Source organism: Marinobacterium litorale DSM 23545 (assembly GCF_000428985.1).
Classification (GTDB): Bacteria; Pseudomonadota; Gammaproteobacteria; order Pseudomonadales; family Balneatricaceae; genus Marinobacterium_D; species Marinobacterium_D litorale.
The window spans coordinates 13,687-36,058 of sequence record NZ_AUAZ01000004.1 but is presented as its reverse complement, the minus strand read 5'-3'; the positions used below and the strand labels follow the sequence as shown (position 1 = coordinate 36,058).

Below are 22,372 nucleotides of genomic sequence, written 5' to 3'. Positions count from 1 at the left end.
GAGGGCTATTGATATATGACGCTAGAATATGGACACTCCAAGGTTAGGTGCCATCCATCTAGACAGTCGGCTCCCGGGTGATTGTCTTGCTTGGTACTGTAACGTTACAGAGATGGACGGGAAGGCCGCTGCAAATTGGCGGCCAACCTTTCTCAATTACGCTGTTGCTTTTGAAGTGTAAACACATAGAGGAAGAAAAATGGAACTGACAGCAAATCAAAAGCTGGTACATCAAATGTACATAGCTTACTACCAGAGACCTGCAGACCCCGAAGGTCTGAAGTACTGGGTAGAACAGCTGGAAAAATATGGGGATTGGACGGTTGTTTCCGCAGCGTTTGGAGCGCCGGAAAACGCCGAAAACCAGGCGCTCTATGGCTCCAAGTCACGCGCAGAAGTTATCGCTGAAATCTACCAGTCAGCTTTTGACCGTGCTGCAGTTGCCGAAGAGATCGAGTTCTGGGTCAACAGCGAGCACAGCCTGACCAATCTGGCGTTTGCGATTATCAATGGCGCGCAGAACGACGACTTGGCGACTGTCAATGCCAAAATGGCGTTCTCTCAGGAATTGGTAGAACAGGTAGATCCCACCGGTAGTGGCGACCCTGACCAGTATGAAATTCCCTTTACTGCGCTTGACGGCATCAAACTGCTGAAGGATGTCAACAAAGATACCGACGTAACGCCGGAATATGTTGATAATGCGGTTGCCGATCAGATTAATCCGAATAGCGTTTTTACGCTGAAAGAAGCCGTTCAGGTAGAGACCACGGACGAGATCAAAACCACCATTGATCCTGATATCGAGCTGAAAACCTACTGGGGTGACTCTACCACCAAAGAAGGTGTGCCGATCGAAGAGGTATTCGGTGACGGCTCTCTGATCCCTCAGCTGGAAGATATCAGCGCTGAAGGGCTGGTCCAGGTGCTGGGTCAGATCGAGCTCATCACTAAAGCCGGCGTTACTGACCTGCTCCAGGGTGACGGTGGTATCGGCGAGGTTGATACGGTTGTAATGGAAGAGGGCGACGTTGTTCAGCCCACCATTACCGTCGGTGACAACGGCGCTGTTGCTATCACCATGCCGCCGGGCTACAAAGAAGGCGATTATACCGGTAACTACGAGATTCTGCTGAATATCGAAGGTGCTGATGTAATTAACGGCGAAATCACCCTGAACGCTCAGCAGTTCGATTACCTGGCGTCGATGATTTTTGATGCTGAAGGGAACTCCCGCCTGTTCGAGGTTGAGGTTAAAACCTGGCCGCAGGTCGAGCTGAAAGACCAGGAAGGCAACACCGTAATGCAGGTTGTTGTCGGCGCGGACGGTAACCCTATTCTTGACGGTGAGGGTGAAATCCAGTACGAGCCAGTCCTGGTTAATCTGTACGAGTACACCGCTGAAGGCATCACGACCTCCTCTATCGTGCCGGTCTTCCTGACCACCAATCAGAACAACGGTGGTACCGAAGAATATGGCTACACTTCTGCAGCGGATGATCTGATTCAGGTAGGTCGTCTGGATCTGCTGCATCAGGCGTACATTGACGCCGGTGAAGGTGATAACACGCTGGAGATCGATGCCAAAGGCTACTACGCGCAGCCTAAAGCACTGCTGAATATCCAGACCATCAATATCGAAAACCTGCCGAACGTTTACACCGATGCAGACGGTAACAATGATTACCCTGATCTGCAGGAAGGTGACGACAGCAACCCTGCAACGCCGTACTCCAACTCGATTGTTGATATCTCCCGTGCGGTAGACCTGGAAACGCTCACCATCACGGAGAGCCTGTTCAATGGTCTGAATAACGATGAGATCGGTGCGGGTTCATTGACTGTTGCGGGTATCCGCAACGGCGCTAAAACCATTATCGATGGCGGCTTTACTCAGGACGTCTACCTGAACTACAGCGAAGTTCAGGGCGCGGGTGTCGATCTGGTATTCAGCAACCTGAATGCCAACGATATGGATGACACTACCGCTCAGCTGTATCTGGCACACAACTCCGATACGCTGAACATCGAATCCACCGGCGGCGGCAACTGGCTGCACAGTGGTAACCTGGGTGGACGCCTGAGTACCCTGAATGTAACCGGTGATGCACACCTTTACATTCAGCACGATCTGAATGAGTCTTTCCACGACGAAAGCCCCGTCACCATCGATGCGTCTGAAAACACCGCTGGTGTAACCCTGACTCTGACAGGCTCGGAAAACGTTACCTTCCTCGGTAGCCAGGGTACAGACCGCCTTGAAGTAACCACGGCGGATCAGACAGATACCATCGCCGGTATTCCGGATGACAAAGTCGCCATCGTTGACATGGCAGGTGACAACCATCTGGATGTTAACTCCACCACGGCTGATATCACCGTGGGTGACGGTGCCAACACCATCGAACTGACCGGTTCTTTTGCCACCGTAGTGGCGGGTGACGGCAACAACCAGATCGCCGTTTCTTACGGCGCGACTTACGATACCGTTAACCTGACCGTGGGTGCCGGTGACAACGTCATCAATCTGGACGACTCCGATAACGTGACCGTTGAAGTTAACGGTGACGGCGATAACCAGATCAGCGCTCAGCGTGGTGACGATGTAAGCATCACTGTTAACGGTGATGGCGATAACAGCATCAATACCGACGATAGCGACGTGGTTAATATTACCACTGGTGCTGGTGACGATATGATCACCTCCGTGCGTGGTGACAGCGTGACCATCAACGCCGGTGACGGTAACAACCAGGTGACTGTCAACTCCGACGAGATCGACATCACCACCGGTGCGGGTGACGACGTCGTAATCGTATCTGGCATGGGCGCTGAAGACGCCATGCAGGATGCGAACGAAGCGGGTCAGTCACACACGGCCCTGCTGAATGTTGCAATGGGTGCCGGTGAAAACACCGTTGTTCTGGGGCGTGACCTCGGCAGCGATAACTTCGGTATCACCGCACTGGAAGGCTCATCCATCAGCGGTGAGAACATCACCCTGTACGTTGAGAACCAGTCCGACCTGCGTGCTGCAGCTCTGGATGGCATCGAAAATGTTGTTCTGAACTACGACATTCAGCCGACCAACGAAGCCGTCGCACCGGCTCTGACCCTCACTGATGCACAGTTCCTGGCGATTGGCCCGGAAAACTTCAGTGTTGAAGGCTCCGTCTTCCATACCTATTCGCAGCTGAAGATCATCGTGACCGAGTCCACGGCACTGGCTGATCTGGGCGTGGATGCACTGCCTGCAAATATCGATCTGCAGCTGGAGATCCAGGACGGCGTTACTCTGACCATGACCGCGGAAGAGCTGCACACCAAAGTAGCTCCTCAGGGCGTTACGCTGGCGAATGACGGCAACACCGATCTGGGTGCAGGCCAGGTTGTGATCACCGGCGGTGGTGATGACTTCGACCCGTTCAATATCGGCGATTACCTCAAAACCAATATCAACGGCAATCAGTATGTGGGCGGATCGCTCTCCACTGACTTTGCGGTTGACGGTGACGATTCCGGCGATGACGCCGGTGATTCTATGTCCGAGTGGTACAACGTTACCCTGCAGGGCGGTTACGGCGGTTACGACCGTCCGGCTGATGTACCGGTAGAGATGGTTTGGACTATCGATGGTGATCAGTACCCGGTAGTGAGCGATCACTCCACTTGGAACTACAACATCGAAATCATCGGTAACCAGGACGTCGAGTTCACCGGTGCCGGCGCTTACGGTGTAGAGCAGGGTGCAAATGCAAACGCATTTACCCTGGATTTCTCCCAGCTGATGGGCGATGCAAACGGCCTGACTCTGGGTAACTTCGAAAACGTCGCGGCTGTTCACGGTAATGCCAACGCTGGTTATAACTCTGTGGTTTATGTCGAGATCGACAACAGCGATGACATGGAGGTCGGCACATCGGGCGAAGGTAACGGTCTGGTCTCTACGGGCGTTAGCAACTACGTAGTTACCAAGATCGGTACTAGCCTCGCAAACACAGAAACGGCGACTATCTACCTGTGTGATAGCACCCAGGATCTGGAAGTACTGACCCTGCGTGGTAATTACAACGACGTATTGCACGTAGTGAACGCTGCCCACGATCTGGTGTTTGAGCTCCAAGGTGGTTCTACCCTTAAAGCCGACGGTCCGACCCTCACGGCAAACGTCGGCACGTTGGACGTAGACTTCCAGTGGGAAGGCGCTCCGGCGGTTATCAACCTGACTCACTCTGTTGAGGGTGATGATCGTCCGATTTCAGTTGATGGCATCAATGTCACCAACGCAGCGTCCGTGACTATCAATGCAGAAGGCCCGGCGGCAACAATCGCCTCTCTGTCTGACGATGCCTCTGAAGCAACGCTGAACGAACTGACACTCAACGCTGAAGGCGACCTGTCAGTAGACGGTTTCCTGCCGGTGTCTCTGACCGGTGTTGATGCATCAGGTGTAACCGGTGAGGTTGAGCTGTCAATCGATCATCCGGCAGAAGGCTTTACGTTCGTCGGCGCAGCAGGTGCTACTAGCCTCACTATTGACGACGCTGCTACCGGTGCTATCGCCAGCATTGACGGTGTGGGAGAAATCGCACTGACCATCGGTAACAACGTCGGTGCAGACAGTGTTGATCTGAGCGCAACGGAACTGACCAACGTTACCTCAGTGACGATGGAAGATGACACCACGCTGACATTGACGGTCGCTCAGGCTGACGTGATCGGTCCGCAGAATATTGTCCTGTCCGAAGCTGCCGTCGATGGCTCTAGTGCTACAGAACGACTGAACCTGGTCGATCTGGGTGAAGGCGCATTTGACGCAACAGCGTACGCAGATGGCCTGGTTATCGACTCCATCAGCATCGTTGCTGAAGAAGTAGTAACCCTTGATCCTGCCACTGATCTGACTGACGTTGACGAGCTGATTGTTGCTGAAGGTACTACCCTGAACCTGACCGCAGCCCAGTTCCAGCAGCTTTCTAATGCGGGCACGATCAACGGTGCAGGTTCCGTTAACATCACCGATCTGACTCAGGCTGATATCGAAAACGGCTTCGACCTCTCCTCTATCGATATCGAAGGCGACCTGACGGTAACGCTGGCAACAGACGTAACCCTGGCCGCAGACGATGATCTGGGTGCTGCAAGCGTTATCATTCCGGAAGGTCTGGCGCTGGCTCTGGCCACCCATGCACAGGCACAGGGCCTGGTAGTAGACGGTGCCGCCGACTCTACCCTGACTCTGCTGTTCCATGAGCTGGATAGCGAAGTGGAGGCTTACATCGACGCCGCAGGCTACGATGTAACCAATCTGCGCTTCCTGGATGCACTGGTTGTAAACGAAACCGACCCGGATGCCGATCCGGCTAACGTCGATGCAATCATCCAGAACCTGCTGGAAACCGTTAACAAGGTGATCTTCAACGACGCTGTCGAGCTGGTTGATCAGACTGTTAACGTAGAAGCCACCACCACCGTGCGTGGCGGCCTGGACTTCAACCGTCTGGAAGGCGGCGTAGAGCTGGAAGACTTCACTCTGAACCTTCAGGGTGGTACTGAAATTCAGGGCGGTATCGATCTGTCCGTGAGCCCGAAAGACTCACACCTGATCCAGACCTTCCTGAAAACGTTGACCATCAACTCAACAGGTACTGAAGCCAACCTGCGTACCGGCGACGAAGCCAACATCATCGACGGCGATATCACCGCCTACGGTGATGAAGCCTGGAACCCGGAAGCGAGCTACGCACAAGGCACTACGACTATCGATAACCAACTGCTGGATGTGACCATCACCGCCGATCAGGCGCTGGTCGTAACCGGCGATATCGATTTCGCGGCGACCTACAACGACGATGACACCGCCTACCTGAACGTCTCCGGCACTGCCGATGTGACTTTGGGCGCGCTGGACATCGGTGATGACGATGTTGACGCCCTGGAGGTCGTCAATATCGGTACCGGCGTGCTGACCATCGGGCTTGATGCGAGCAAGCTGGATAGCGACGACGCGTTGAGCTTCACTGGTACAGGCGCAACCGTTCTCAACATCACCGGCAGCATCGACCTGTCTGACGATGTTCTGGATGCAGTCACCGAAGTCAACATCGCCACCGGTGCAATGGCTACGCTGACAGCCGATCAGGTTGTTGCCCTGGGTGCTGAGAACATCCTCGGTGAAGGTACCCTGGCGATCACCGATCTGGGTGATCAGTCCATCGATACCACACTGGCTGACGAAGATCTCACCATCAACGTCACCACCGCCGAAGGTACCTGGGAGCTTGCTCCGACCACCGACCTGTCAGCTGTAGACAGCTTCACGGTAGGTGTCGATTCCACCATCACCATGAGTGCCGAGCAGGCGCTGCAGTTGGACGGCGCAGCCTTTGCTGCCGATGCAACCAGCGAACTGCACATCACCGGTGTTACTCAGGCACTGCTGGACGTTGACACCAACGAAGATAGCGTTTCTGACCTGGATGCACTGCTGACTGACTGGGGTGGCTCGATCTCTATCGGCACCATCACGCTGGTCGAAGATGTAACCCTGACTGCCTCGCACCTCAATATCTCCACCGGTGCTACCGGCTTCACCCTGATTGGTGAAGATGTCCGCGTAAACGTGGATATGAATGTTGATACCGTCGGCACTGACGCTGATACAGGTATCAAATCCGAAGGTATCAGCAGCTACATCGTCACCGATCACGCTGATGGCGACACCAGCGGTACCATCTTCGTCTGCAACAACACCGTTGGCCTGGAAACACTGGGTCTGCAGGAAAATGCCGGCTACACCATCAACTTTGATGGTATCAAGCGTGGCGTCACCTTCCTGATGGAAGCAGACGGCGTTGAAAACTGGGATGAGCTCGAAAAAGAACTGGCTATCACTGATGTCACCAGCATCGGTGAATTGGTTGCCGACTTCTACACCGAGAACAACCCGTCCACCACCGTTGAAATCAACAACCGCGGCGTTGAGCTCGGTGTTGCGTCCGATGGCGGTGAGCGTGTGATGACCGTCGATGGCGTGACCATCAACAACACGCTGGATGTCACCATCAACGTCGCCGACGGCGATGCAACCATCGGTAACTTCTCCGGTGATCAGGCCACCTCTCTGACCGTAACCGGTAGCGAAGATGTCGCCCTCTGGATCACCAGCGAAGGCGAGCTGGAAACGCTCGATGCCTCCGGTGTAACCGATCTATTCACCCTGGGTATCGGTGAGCTGACCGGTGATCTGTCAGATGGCGCGGATATCTCCGATTTCGAAGATGCCAGCGTTGATCTGTCAGAAGTCACTCTGACCGGTGTTGAAGCTATTCAGTTTGCTGATGACTCTGCACTGACCGTGACTGCCGATCAGGCAATGGCACTGGGCGAAGCAGGCTTCCTGTCCGCCGGTGAAAACACCATGGCCACCCTGAACCTGGTTGAGTTCGGTTCTGCCAGCCTCTTTGACGCCGCTCTGCTGGCTGAAGAAGTGGCACTGGGCACCGTGACCCTGGCTGAAGGTGCGGTCTCCCTGGATCCGGCCGTTAACCTGTCTGGCGCAGAGATCATCGTGCCGGAAGGCGGCGAACTGACCCTGACCGCTGAGCAGTTCAACCAGCTGGACGGTTCAATCACCAGCGTTGATACCGATGGCGACGGCGATGCAACCGAATACACCGTCAACATCACCGGACTGACCCAGGCCCATATCGATGCAGGCTTCGACCTGAGCGGTATCACCGGCCAGGTCAATGTCACCCTGGCGAGCGATGTGACATTCAATCCGGAAACAGCTGCAGTTGCTCCGGACGAGTATGAGTCGACTATCCTGACCACCGATCTGGATAACCTGCAGATCGAAATCGGCGATTTCACGCTGAATCTGGCTACCGATGTTCAGGCCAACGGCTTGAATGTTAACGGTACCGGCGTTGTCGAGCTTGGCTTCGAAGTCGTGACGACCACCTATGAAAATATGGATGGCAACACCGTCACGGGTATCGACGTATCCGGCTTCACCGTTTCCGAGCTGAAAGCGATTCAGAGCTTCTTCACCGACGGTACTGGCGGTACAGCAGACCAGAACGAAGTGGAAGAGATTCTGGGCAACCTGCCGGAAGACACCACTCTGGTTATCACCGTACCGGAAGACCTGGGCTTCATCAGCCAGCTGCATCGTTTTGTGGTCCTGGAAGAGGGTGCACGTACTCCGTCTTCTCTGGTATTCAACGATGTGCAGGATGGTAAAGAGATCACAGCCCTCGACGTTACCTTTGAAGGTGATGCACGCATCGTCGGCGATCTGGATCTGCAGACCATCGTTCCGACCGGCGGTATCGCGCGTAACTTCGGCACGCTGACCCTGATCTCCACCGGTACAGCCGGTTTCAACATGATCGACGGTACGGTCACTGCCGGTACCGAAGGCGTGGCGTCCGAGAACAACCTGCTGGATGTGGTCATCAAAGGTGACGACACCGCCGGTGATCAGGATCTGCGCATCGATGGAATCGAGTTCAGCTACATCACCAACTCCAAGGAAGATGGTAGCGGCGATCCGCTGGCAGCAACCGAAGCGAAGCTGTCCGTTGATCTGGATGCTGATGTAACCATCGGCATGCTGGATGTGTCTGACACCCACGTTGAGTCCCTGTCCGTGACCAATAGCGGAACCGGCACTCTGACGCTGGATATCACTGCAGCGACTGTATCCGGTACGCCGGAAGGGCTTGAGTTCCTGGGCGATAACATCGCACTGAACATCGAAGGCGCGGCAGAAGTCGATCTCTCCGGTGCTGATCTGGCCGGTGTTAATAGCATCAACCTGGATGACAATACCGAACTGACCCTGACCGCCGACCAGCTCGACGTTCTGGGCACCGCTAACCTGACCATCGCCGATGGTGACAGCGCTGAAATCAACCTGGTTGGTTTCTCCGATGCGAACCAGCCGTTCGATGTGGCCGATCTGGCAAATGGCATCACTCTGGTGGATGTGACTCTGGCCGACGGTGTAGTCACTCTGGATCCGGCTACCGACCTGGGCATGGTCAACAGCATCACCGTACCGGCAGGCGGCACCTTCAACCTGACCGCTGCGCAGTATGTTGCAATGGGCGAACCGACCATCACCGGTGGTGCAGGCTCAACCATCAACATCAGTGAGCTGACCAATGCCGAAGCGGATATCGACCTGTCCGGTATCAGCGGCTTCGACAACTACAACCTCACCCTGGCCGACAATGTGGGTATTCCGCAGGGTTACGAGGACAGCGCTACGCCGCCGGCTGACAACCTGATTCTGGGTGTTACCGACCTGAGCGGTGCGATTACCTCCTTTGCAGATCTCGGCAGCTTCGCTCTGGATCTGGAAGATGGCGATCATGTGACCCTGGTCACTCTGGCACAGGCTGAAGGCCGCGCAATCGATGGTACCTCCGGTGCCATGGTTTCTCTGGCCCTGGTATACGCCGATGTCGCCGCAAATGTCGTTAACTTCACCGGCGGTGCGACCGGTTTCGGTATCGATGCCAGCAACTACACAGGCGCTTTCACTCTTGAAGCACTCAATGCCCTGCTGCAGGGCCAGAATGTGGAAGAGGTACTGGCTAACCTGATCAGTGGTCCGCATGACGGTAATCCGGGTATCACCGTTCAGATCGTTGATCCGCTGGATATGCCGGGTGCGCCGACTGCCGCCTTCACCTACCGCGTCGTTAACGTGGTTGAAGGTGTCACTGTCGATGACAATGCTAATGGCCAGTCACTGGTCTTTGCAGACCTCAACGACAACCGCCTGGTTAAGACCGTCGAGCTGAACCTGCTGGGTGATACTACCCTGGTCGGCTCTATCGATCTGTCTACCCTGGTTGCTCTGGGTGACTTTGAAGATGAGTTCTTCGAAACCTTCACCATCACCTCCAGCGGTAGCGACACCAACACCATCGGCGATCTGACTGCCAACAGCGGTATTGGTGGTGCAGCAGAGAACAACCTGCTGGACCTCAACATCACCGCTGATACAGCCCTCATGGGTGGCACCATCTTCTTCAGCTCCGTTAACAGCTCCTCTGATGCCGCGACGGCTGAAATGGATGTGGACGGTGCGGCTGATGTGACCTTCCAGGCCATCGACACCACCGATACCGATGTTGTCGCCATGTCCATCACCAACGATGGCGGTGCGCTCACCTTCACGGGTGCAAGCCCGAGCGGTAACGTCGCTGATACTGAAACCCTGACTCTGGCAGGTAACGGTAACATCGTCTTCGGTACGGTCGATGCAGATGCCAACGGCATCAACGGCGGTGGCGATCTCAGCACGATTAATGCGTCCGCTCTCTCGGGTGATCTGACCATTATCGGTCTGGATAACATCGATCAGGACAGCTTCAGCTTCACCTCCGGCAGCGGTGCCAACACCGTGACTCTGGATGATGTTGTACTGAATGATGATGCCAACTGGAGCTTCGACTTCTCCGCCTCCACCGGTGGTCAGTTCGAACTCAACGGTGATCCGGCCTTCGCCAACGGCGGTAACCTGACCATCAATATGGGTGCGGCGACCGATCTGCTGATCTCTGGCAACACCGACCTGACCGACCTGGATTCCCTGAACCTGACCGGCACCGGCAACATTGTTGTCGCGGCTGGCGCAACCCTGACCCTGACCGCGGACCAGGCCTCTGCTATCACCGCTGCCGGCTTCTCCGTTGATGGCGCAGGTACCGTCAACATCGAAGGCCTTGCCGATGGCACCGTCTACGACTTCAGCGCATTCAGCGCTAATGTTGCAGGCACCATCACCCTGGCCGATAACGATGTAACCGTTGAAGAGCTGACCGATCTGGGCGAGTTCTCAGTCACACTGGAAGGCCTCAACGACGGTTCTACTGAAGCGACCGCGCTGGCCGGCCAGACCATCCGCTTCAACACGGTGGATCAGGCTGAGCGTGACGTCATCGTCACCGACAATACCGGCGTCGAGAACAGCACCAACGTGGTATGGCTGTTTGATGATGTCCTGGCGGATCCGATCGATACCAGTGGTTATTTCGACACCGGCACCTATCAGGTGGGCCGTGTATGGCTGAACGAAGCCTTTATCGCCGCGAATGCGGGCGATATGGAAGGGCTGTTCACCACACTGCCGTTCACCACGCTGCGTGTTGAATTCACCAGCCTGGAAGAGCTCGATGTACTGCTCAGCTCCACCGGCGTTAACCGTATTCTTGAAGTGGTTTCCTTCAAGGATCTGTCCGCCAACACCCTGACCTTCGACGACATTGCACTTCAGTCGCATGTCCAGTCACTGACCCTGAAACTGGGCGGTGAAGTCGATCTGGGTGATATCGAAATCGGTAACATGATCGATCCGGCCGATATCCCGGCAGGTAACGTGATGGATGTCGATAACATCGACTTCAACACCCTGACCATCGACTCTTACCGCGTAGTACACACCGATGATCTGTTGGCGCCGGAAGGCTTCACCAACGATAACGATCCTAACGTCACACCGGGTGAACACCAGCAGCCAGATAACATCAACGTTGTCGGTGATATCAGCGCCACACTGGGTAACCAGCAGCTGGAGCTGACCATGGTTGTCCTGAATACCTTCGGCGTCACCGCTGTTGGTACGGGCGTGATGGGCGACGGTGCTGATCTGGATATCCAGACCATTACTTTCAGCTCGGTTGATCCGGCCGATGATACCGCGACACTTGAAGTGAACGGTGAGAACGACGTAACCGTTAAGTCAACTGACACTTCAGATGTAGAGATCACCACTCTGAACATCGATGTAACTGGCTTCTCGGGAACGTTGACGGTAACTGGCGGTAGCCCGGCTGCGGCTGTGTCTAACACCGAAACACTGACAATTGAACTCGCAGGGACCGAATCCCCGAGCTCATTTGTTAACTTCGGTACCGAAATGGATACCGTCAATAACGTACCTTACGCGGGTGTCGCAGGTGCGGAACTGAGCACAATCACTGTTGATGTTTCCGCTGTTACAGCGCACGTTGTGAACAACGAGTACAACGTTAATCTGGGCACCATCGCACAGGTTGATGGCTTGGATTTCACGCTGAACGGTAACAACGAAACGATCGCAGTGATGGGTACCGCGAATGTTGACGATGTACTGATGGCGCCGGAGCTCCTTGCGGGTGGTACCTGGGATATCAACGACACTATCCTGACCATCACTGACGATGTGACGCTGGGTGCGGGTACTCTGGATCTGGATAACGTCGAATTGACTATCCAGGGCGATGTAGACTTCACCACCCTGGCTCAGCTAACGCTGGATAACACCGATGTCACCATCGATGTTCCGGCCGGCTCCAGCCTGACTATCCTGGCCGAAGACGCTGATGGGCTGACCATCACCGGCGCAGGTCAAGTGACTGTCATGGGTGTTGAGGCGACAACCGATGTTGATCTGTCTAACGTCATGACCAACGAAGGTGATAGCGGTACCGTTACTGCCTACGTTGATACTCAGGACGGTGCTGATGCAGACGCGCTGCCCGATACCGTAACTCTGGATGCCGCTGCTAATCTGGGTATCGCTCAGGTTATGGTTATCGGCGAAGGCACTCTGGATGCGACCAACGTACCTGTTGCAAACCTCCAGGCCACCATCGACCGCGACCCGACTGCGGGTACCAATAACGAAACCGTAATGGTTGAGTTTGATGTAGCGGCAAACACCAAGCTGATCCTGACCGCAGCACAGGGTGATGATCGTACTGTCGAAGGTGCGGGCACCACAGATATCGAAGATATCGGCCTGTACGCAGGTGGTGCAGATATGAGCCTGGCCGGTGTTAACTCCGCATTCGTCAATATCGAGGTTGATACCAGCGTTACGCTTGATAGCGCAGACAACCTGGGTACTGCCGGTGCTAACCGTGTTATCACCATCGGTGACTCGGATACGCTGACTTCGGCAGGCTCGGTCATTGACGGCCATTACATCCAGGGTGAAAACGGCACGCTGTTGATCGATGATGAAAACGACGGTGCAACGCCGGATACGCCGATTACCGCGGATCTGAGCAATGTAACCGCCGAATTCATCACGCTGGTTGATACTGCCGAAGTGGGTGTTATCACCTTCCCGACACTGTACGGCGATCCGGCGGCCAAGGATATTGATCCGACCGTGCCGGTTCAGACTGTCACGCTCACCGCAGTTCAGGCGTCTGGCCAGAACATCAGCGGCGCCACCGGCGGCACTGAAGGTGAAGTGGTAGTGACCGATCTCGGCGCCGAGCAGGTCCTGCTGGGCGGTATTGATGTAGGCCGCGCTACAGCGCATGTTCCGGCTGATGTCACACTGCACGCGGGTACCGTTCTGGGTGAATTCGCTGTTGAACTGGCTACCGATGTAGATCTGACCCTGTCCGCCGCTCAGGCTGACAGCCGCTCAATCACGCCGGAAACTGCAGCAACCGGTACCGAAACGGTAACCGTAACGGCATTGGAAGCGACTCCGAACGCTGATCTGTCCGCAGTAGCAGTCGACGATGAAACCGCACTGCTGGATGCCAACAACGACGTCACCCTGGGTGCAAACCTGGGCGCAGGCTTCGAAGTTATCGTCAGCGATAGCGTTGCAGGTGGCTCCAACGTGGTTACCTTCACCGGCCAGATGGACAGTGGTGCAACCACATTCACCATCGCGTCTGACGACATCGGTCTGGTATTCGATGCCAACGATGCGCATGAGCTGACCGTTGCGGAAACCGGTGCTGGAGTTAACAACAGCGCTGTTACAGTCAACAACGTTGACGCCGATGAAATGGACCTGTCCGGCATTGCCGCCGATACGATGACCGCCAATGTGCCGGCCAGCGTAACGCTGCATACCGACAGCGACTTCGGTAACTTCAACGTTGCCCTGGCAGAAGGCGTAGAGCTGACACTCAGCTTCGAGCAGTTCCTGGAAGCAGGTGCTGATGACGCAGACCTGGATGCCGGCGACTTCTCCGGTGTTGCTGGTGGTGCTGAAGAGCTGGTGATCGTCTCCGACTACAACCCGACAACTGTCCTCGATACCTCCGTGGTACTGCCGGACGTTGCACTGGTTCTGAACGTGGACGCTGGCCTGGGCGCAACCCAGACTATCGACCCGGCAACAGACCTGACCGGCGTAGAAGAGATCGTGATCCCGGCGGGCGTCACACTCAACATGACCGCTGATCAGTACCAGCAGATTCAGACCTCTGTCACCGTCTCCGGTGCCGGTACCCTGAACCTGACCGGCTTCGATCAGGACAACGCCGATATCGATCTGAGCAATGTCACCGCGAACGCAGGTACCATCTCTCTGGATCCGGCCAAAGGTGCAACTCAAACCACCAATGGCGAACTGGAGTGGGTCGACGAGGCGAACCGCATCGTGCTGGATCCGACCGCTGTTCTGGATAACCAGGCCGGCGACAAGTTCAGCATCCTGATGACCGCTGATGATCAGGCGATCACCCTGTCCAGTGAAACTCAGGCGGATGGCCGTAGCGTTTCCGAGGATGGTGCAGGCTTTGCCCGTACCCACCTGATCCTTGGCTTCGATACGCCGGATGCGACCGATGCGGACGATAACCTGGTTGCGACCAACTACCTGGTTGATAACATCCACGTCATCAACACCTACCTGAACAACCAGTTCGGCGGTGTGACTCCGGCTAACATCGAGACATTCCTGTCTGATCTGGACAGCGATATCCCGGTAACCATCTACGATGCCGACAATGCACTGGCAGCGTCTCTGGTTAACTGGCTGGCAGTCGATGGTGTCAACCGTCCGGTGATTGTTGAACCGAACACCTACGTTGACGCTAGCGTGGCGTTCGAGGATATCCGTCAGCAGTCCGAAGTACGCAACGTTATCATCAGCCTGAACGGTAACTCCGTGATCGATGGCAACCTGCTGCTTCCGCAGAACGAAGATCCGCAGGGCCTGCAGGCTGAGTTCTTCCAGACGCTGACTATCAACTCCAGCAACACCTCCGGTGCTGCACTGGTATCACCGAACGTGCTGGATGGCAGCATCATCGCCAACAACGGTCTGGGCGGTGCTGAATCTCAGGTTGAAACCTTCACCCTGGATCTGGCAGGCGTCTCTATCGTTGGTTCTCAGGAACAGATCCTGTTCGACGGTGTGGTTGTAGGTCTCGACGATGGTGACAACGCCAACGCCGTAGCTGCGGCTCTGGCGGGAACCAACTTCCAGAACTGGTACGCCATCGACAACGCTGACGGTACGGTAACCTTCGTTAACCGCACTGCCGGTGATGTAACCGATGTCACCGTATCTGACTTCACCTTCACTCAGAACGATCCGGCAACGGTCCTGGGCACGGCAATCGATGCAGGTGATATCACGCTGGATACCGATGGTTCTTTCGAAGCTGCAGAGAACAACCTGCTGAACGTGGTTATCGATGCGGACTACGATCTGAACATCACAGGCACACTGGAGTTCAGCTACGTATCCGGCTCCGATGACATCGTCATCGATGGCGCTGGCGATGTGGACCTGACTGCAGAAGCCAACCTCACCATCGACGTAGCGGCGGGTGTCACCGTAAATATCGGCTCTGTCGATACCAGCGATGATCACATCACTGCACTCAACTACGTACAGACCGGTGCAGGCACCGTTAACGCGCCGGGTACCAGCCCGGGTGCGGCCATGGGTGATACCGAAACACTGAATATCACTCAGGGTATTTCTGATGGTACGGCTCCTCAGCCAACATGGTCTTCCGCAGGTGGTACGCTGACACTGGGTACTACCGGTGATCTGACCAAGCCGGGTGTTGCCAGTGATGATCTGAGCCTGATTAATGTCGATGGCGACGGCGTCGTTAATCTGGGTGTAATTGCACAGGTGGACGGTACCAGCTTCGAGCTGAATACCGAGGATCACATCGGCACGGTTATCGCTGAGCTGCGTGCTGACCAGATCGCTGCTACTGCCCCGGCAACCAGTGATTGGGTCTTCAACAACGCTGACTTGGATGGCAATGACGCCGTCGAAGGTACGCTGGATCTCACCATCGTGGGTACCGCGGCGGCTGATGCCTACCCGGCCGATGCTGTATATGGTTCCAGCTTCGTGGGTGATTCCCTGACCTTCAACAACGTTGACCTGACTCTGGAAGGCGCCGTTGACTGGTCTAATGTCACCACCGTAGCGATCGTCGACACCACCGTTGACGTCGCGGCAGGCGCAACCCTCACTCTGACTGTTCAGCAGGCAGAACTGCTGGGTAACGCAGGTGTGGTCATCACCGGTGACGGTACTATCGACATAGTTGGTACCTTCGACGAGACAGTTGATCCGGCTGACTTCGGGGCTGCTCTGCAGACCGTGAACGTCAACCTGTCCGCTGTAACACTGGGCGGCATCGCAACGGCAGTAGAGATCGAGCTGGTCGGAGCCACCGACAGCAGCGCTGCCGCAGTGGGTCAGAACGTTGTCGGTTCCGATAACAACGACATCATCACCACTACCAGCGCTGAAAACGACACCATCGACGGTGGTCTGGGCAACGATAGCCTGACAGCCGGCGGCGGCGATGACAGCGTACTGGGTGGAGCCGGTAACGACACCATCGTAGGTGGTGACGATAACGGCTTCGTAGATGGCGGCACTGAGAGCGATACGCTTCAACTGGCTGCTGACTACGCACCGGCTGCTGATGCCAACCTGGAAGGTGTTGAGAACGTAACTGTCACCGTTAACACCGGTGTCAGCGTCGATCTTGCCAACCAGGCGGGTGAGTCGTTCAACGTCACTCTGGGCGATGGTGGCGATACTGTTGTGACTGCAGACGGTGATGACACAATCACCGGCGGTACCGGCGCTGATGACATCAATGCGGGTGACGGCAACGACATCCTCACCGGTGGCGCAGGTGCCGATAGCCTGGTAGCTGGCCTGGGTCAGGACACCATCTTCGGCGCATCTGACGATGCTCTGATCGATGGCGGTAATGACACAGTGGCTGGTGACAGCACGGCGGATGTTCTTGAAGCGGGTAACACCTTCAACGACAACAGCCTTGGTGATGCAGGCATTATCAACGTGGAAATCGTCAATGCGGCTCAGGACGACGCCGTAGCGGGTGCAAGCATCGATCTGGACGGCCAGAGCGAAGGCTTCATCATCAACGGCACTGATGACGACAATGACACTGCAACCGCAGCTGTCGGCGCCGATACCATCCTTGCGGGTGACGGTGTTGATACTGTGAACGCAGGTTCCGGCGACGATCAGATCACCGGTAATGCGGGTGACGATGTGCTCAACGGTGGTGCAGGTGCTGACACCTTCAACTACGCGGCCGGCGAGTTCACTGCAGCTGAAACCGTAAGCGGTGGTTCTGAAGTCGATACAGTCGTACTGGCCGATAACCAGACGGTTACCGATGCCGAGTTCGCCAACAAGTCCGGTCTGGAAGCCATTACCCTGGGTAACGGCACCAACAGCCTGACGCTGGCAGCGAATGCAGCAGCGGCGACCGAGACATTGACTGTAACCGGTGGTACCGGTGCCGATACAGTTGACGCCTCCGGCCTGGGCGAGGCTGTAACCATCAATGGTGGTGACGGCACCGACGCTCTGACCGGTTCCGCGGCAGCTGATAGCATCACAGGGGATGCGGGTAACGACACAATCACCAGCTCTGGCGGTGCAGATACCCTGGAAGGTGGTGCGGATGACGATACCTTCATCTTTGCAGATGCGGCAGAGCTGTCAGGCGTTGGAACTGTAGATGGCGGTGCTGGTTCTGACACTGTACAAGTGTTGGGTACCACACTGGTTGATGCTGATTTCACCAACTACCTGAACGTCGAAAATCTCGACTTTGCGGGTACCGCGGCTCATAGCGTGACCTTGGGTGCGGAAACAGATGAAGCGTTTGCCACCGGTATCAACATCACGGTAAGTGGTGATGACAACGTTGCGACTACCCTGAACCTCCAGGGTGCGGCTTCTACTGTTGGCATCACGGCTACAGGTACAACTCAGGGCGATACTCTGGTTGGCGGTACTGTAGTTGACTCACTCTCCGGCGGTGATGGAAATGACCAGCTGACCGGTAACGCCGGTGCTGATTCACTCTACGGTGGAGCCGGTGATGACACCTTTAACTTCGCAACTGCCGCTGAAATGGCTGGTGACGCGACTGTAGAAGGTGGCACGGAAACCGACACTCTGAGCTTCGGTGACGATCAGACCATTGCGGATGCTGACTTTGCCAATGTTACGGAAATGGAAGTGATCGAACTGGGCGATGGCACCGCTAACAGCTTGACGCTGGCAGCTAACGCCGCAGCCGCAACCGATACACTGACAGTAACGGGCGGAACAGGTGCCGATACGGTCGATGCTTCTAGCCTCGGTGAGGCCGTTACTATCAACGGAGCAGGCGGTGCGGATATCCTCACTGGCTCTGCGTTGGTTGACAGCATCTCCGGCGGCGCGGGTAGCGATACCATCGATGGCGGAGCAGGCGCGGACGAGCTGGATGGTGGTGTCGATGCAGACACCTACGTCTATGCCACAAATGCCGACTTCCTGGCTGCAAACGCCGTGGTTGATAATATCAACGATACCGGTGCAGGAGCGGGAGACCGCGTTGTAATCGGTGGTGATATCACTGTAGTTGCCGCTGACTCGCTGGCGCGGGCAAACGAAGTTGAACAGCTGGTTGCAGCGACTTCGGCCGCTGCGCTGACTCACGCGGTAACCATCAATGCTGACGGTAACTTGAATGAGTTCCGCGCTATCGACCTGTCCGACAACAGCAACGCAGGCTCTACGGCAGTTGTTGATCTGACTGGCGTAACAGCAGGTGTAGAAGTGTCCGGTGTTGCCTTGGGCAACAACACCCTCACCGGTGGCTCAGGCGCAGATACACTGAACGGTGGTTCCGTAGCAGATACTCTGGACGGTGGCAGTGGTGCGGATAGCATCATCGCGGGTGATGGAGATGATCTGGTCCACTATGACGCGGCAGATGCCTCCGTCGATGGTGGTGCGGGAACGGCTGACGTTCTGACTGCTGCGAACGTGAGTGGTGCTCCTGTAACAATCGACTTGGCTAATGCCGGCGATGCATTCGAAAACTTCGAACACATCATCGGTAGCCAGTACGACGATACCCTGAGCGGTGATGGCGGTAACAACTCCATCAGTGGTGGTGAAGGCGACGACACTATTTCTGGTGCAGGTGGTGACGACACCCTGAGTGGCGGTAATGGAGTCGATACATTCGTATTCTCCAACGCTGCGAATGGTGCCGAGACCGATACCATTACCGATTGGGGCCAGGAGTCTGGTGACGCGCTCAGCGGTGAACTGGGAGCCGGAGATCTGCTGGTTGTTTCCTTTGGAACGGCCACCTTCACTACTCACAACGCACCTGCAGTTACCAACGCGGGTACTGGAGCGAACGGTGTTGTTACCTTCGACCCTGTAACTGTTGATGGAGCCGAATATGAAGTCGGTGATGTCATCACGATCAGCATTGATGGTAATGCGTACTCCCATACCGTTCAGGCGGGTGCTACCTCCGGCTACGACGTTGCACTGGCGTTCGAAACTCTGTTCGACAACACGCCGAACAACGCGGTTGACGCCGACTTGGCACAGAGCCCACAGGACGCTGCGGATGCAGTCAGCTACGGTGCGGATGGTGGTGGCCAGCTCACTATCATCAACGATGGCGGAGATAACAACGACCTCAACATCACGACGTCAATCGTGAACGCGGGTGGTATCGTCTTTGACGCCTTCGACGCAGGTAACGGTATAGCGCAGACCAACGGTAGTGTAAGCGTTACCGGTGGTACCCTGGCAGATACCATCATCGGCGGTGTTAACAACGACACCCTTGCGGGTGCCGATGGTAACGACTACCTGGATGGCGGTGCCGGTACAGACTCCATTCTGGGCGGTGCTGGTGATGACACGCTTGTTGTCGGAGCTGGCGGTGGTACCGACTACCTCGATGGTGGGGCGGACAATAACACCTACAGTGTTGATGTAGGTGCTGGTGTCTCCCTGGCTAACCAAACCATGGTTGGTGGTGTGGGTACCGATACCATCGATGCATGGTCCGGTATTGGTGGCGGTAATGTGACGCTTGTAGATGGCGACTTTGCGAACAAGACGAGTATGGATGTGCTCGAAATGTCCGCAGGCGGCACTGCAACCGTGACGCTCGGAGCAAATGCGAACACTGCTTTTGCATCCGGAATTACCGTTAGCAACGAAAGCACCGGTAACCTGGTAGTCAACGGCTCTAGCTACACCGCTGGTGCCATCACCGCTACCGGTACCGCTGGGGCAGATACTCTGACCGGTGGTTCGGGTAACGACACCCTGTCGGGTGGTGCTTCGGCTGATGTCATTACTGGTGGTGCTGGATCGAACGAGCTGACCGGTGGAACCGGAGGTGATACGTTCGTGTTCATTGGGAACACCTATACGTCCGGAGAGGATACGATTACCGACTTCTCCCTGGGTGATGGTGATTCAATCGATGCTAATATCAATGGTGGCGGTACCAAGACTTATGTCGATGGTTCCGTTGATGTGAACATTGATACATTGGCGGAGGTACTCGCATACTTGGGTACAGGTACTCGCGATGCCTCAATCACAGGTACCGATGTAACACAGGTGTATAACATTGATGCGGACGGTGACACGTTAGCAGATGACTCAGTGATTCTGTTCGACGACGTTACTAACGGCACATGGGATGCGGCAGTAATACTTATCGGTGTTACTGCTGACGTAACTGGTTCGATTGCTTAAAGACGCTCCTCCCTCCTTGTGGTTATAGCAAGGGGGGATGTCTTTAAAATTGAACTAGGAACGGCCTGCTAATAAAAAAGCCCGCAACTTTGTTGTGGGTTTTTTCGTTTAAGTAGTGTGGAGCGAATTAATGATGCTGGCACGCCGCAACCTCTAGTTTAAGCAGGGCGGAGCCGCTAAGTTAAGTGAAGGAGTGCCTACATTGTAGTTGCCAGACAGGTTGCAATGAACCGGTATCGTTGGCGTGTAGAATGTGGCTGCTGAACCGCGGTATGTGGAAAAAACATTTTACGGCCACTTTAAAAAAGTGACATGATACTTAAGCTATCCCGGTGGGGCATTTCCTTGAAAAGCGTTATTTGACGCCGTACCTCTATAAAGCCCACTCCACAAACGTTATTCCCGCCTCAATCAGTTCAAGTACGTTCGCCTGATTCTCCGGTGATTCAGAAAACCCAACCATAACGATATTCCAGGTAAAGACCGGATTGTTGTTGATTTGGTCAAGCCACCAGGCGTAGCCGGCCGGCTCTGGATCTCGGCCCAGGACGTTGTTGTAGAGTGAGGTAATAAATTCGCCGTTGCTGGGGTTGCCGTACAGGGAGAAAAACTCGGGCGAGGCGATAAACAGCGAAGCGGCATCCTGAATCGTCATGCCGTTTTCCAGGTGTGCAATCCAGAATCCCATCCCTTCAAGATCCGGCTCCCGGCTGAATGCGGCCTGGTAGAGCCGAAACGCTTGCCCCGGAATACCATCGTAATCAAAGGCGATGGCCAAATCGTTAAAGTAGAGACGCTCAACGCTCTCTAGAAAATCGATTCCATCCCGGTTGGGTTGAGAGTCGGATACAGTAACGCCCTCGTCGATTAGGCCGATGTAATTGTCCGAGAAGGCGTTAAACCGCGAGCTGCTGCCCTGTTGTATCGAATAGTCCGACAGGTTCCCCTGAAAGAAGGCAATATCCAGGCCGTCGCCCCCGGAAAGATAGTCCTGCCCTTGGCCCCCTGTGAGGCTGTCATTACCTGCATAGCCCTGTATCAGATCGTCCTGTTGGCTGCCTTCTATCAGGTCGTCAGTCGCCAGAAGGTTTAGCCAGTCAGCGGCTAGAATGGTTTGAATATCGGTGTTTACATCGTCAAACCGGATGCTGTCGTAGCCCTGAATATTATTCAGGTAATCCAATTCAAGAAAGGTGCTCACGGTGCCGGTCAGGCTTTCCCAGTCAGTACTGTCGGCACTCGTAAAGCTACCGAAAAAGACATAGTAGAAAAGCCGGTTGCCCTTGTTTGTGACCACAACCCGGTTGTCTTCGATCTCCCAGGATTTTTCCGAAAAGTAGCCAGGGCGCTCGTCAGGATCTCCGAATAACAGATAGCCCTCCTGAGTATCAAGGTTACGGGTGTCGTCATGAAAATTCGCACTGATTTGCATCCTGATCTCCGGGTATAGAGCCGGATAGGTCCGCTCCATATCCGGTGATCTTATCAAACGCTGTCACCTTTGCTCACGGAATTATTTCG

Annotated in this window: 2 protein-coding genes; one reads left to right on the top strand and one right to left on the bottom strand. The window is 55.4% G+C overall.

The window, feature by feature from the left end; genetic code table 11:
• Positions 1 to 199 precede the first annotated feature (199 nt).
• On the top strand, positions 200 to 20,851 hold the full coding sequence (locus G403_RS0104595; protein WP_027852952.1) for a calcium-binding protein: 20,652 nt from the start codon (positions 200 to 202) through the stop codon (positions 20,849 to 20,851).
• A 373-nt stretch (positions 20,852 to 21,224) separates the two neighbouring features.
• Here the strand turns inward: G403_RS0104595 and G403_RS0104590 are convergent, their stop codons facing one another.
• Positions 21,225 to 22,283 carry a DUF4214 domain-containing protein gene (locus tag G403_RS0104590; protein WP_027852951.1) on the bottom strand — a complete coding sequence of 353 codons (1,059 nt, stop codon included), beginning with the start codon at positions 22,281 to 22,283 and terminating at the stop codon, positions 21,225 to 21,227.
• Positions 22,284 to 22,372: the final 89 nt, after the last annotated feature.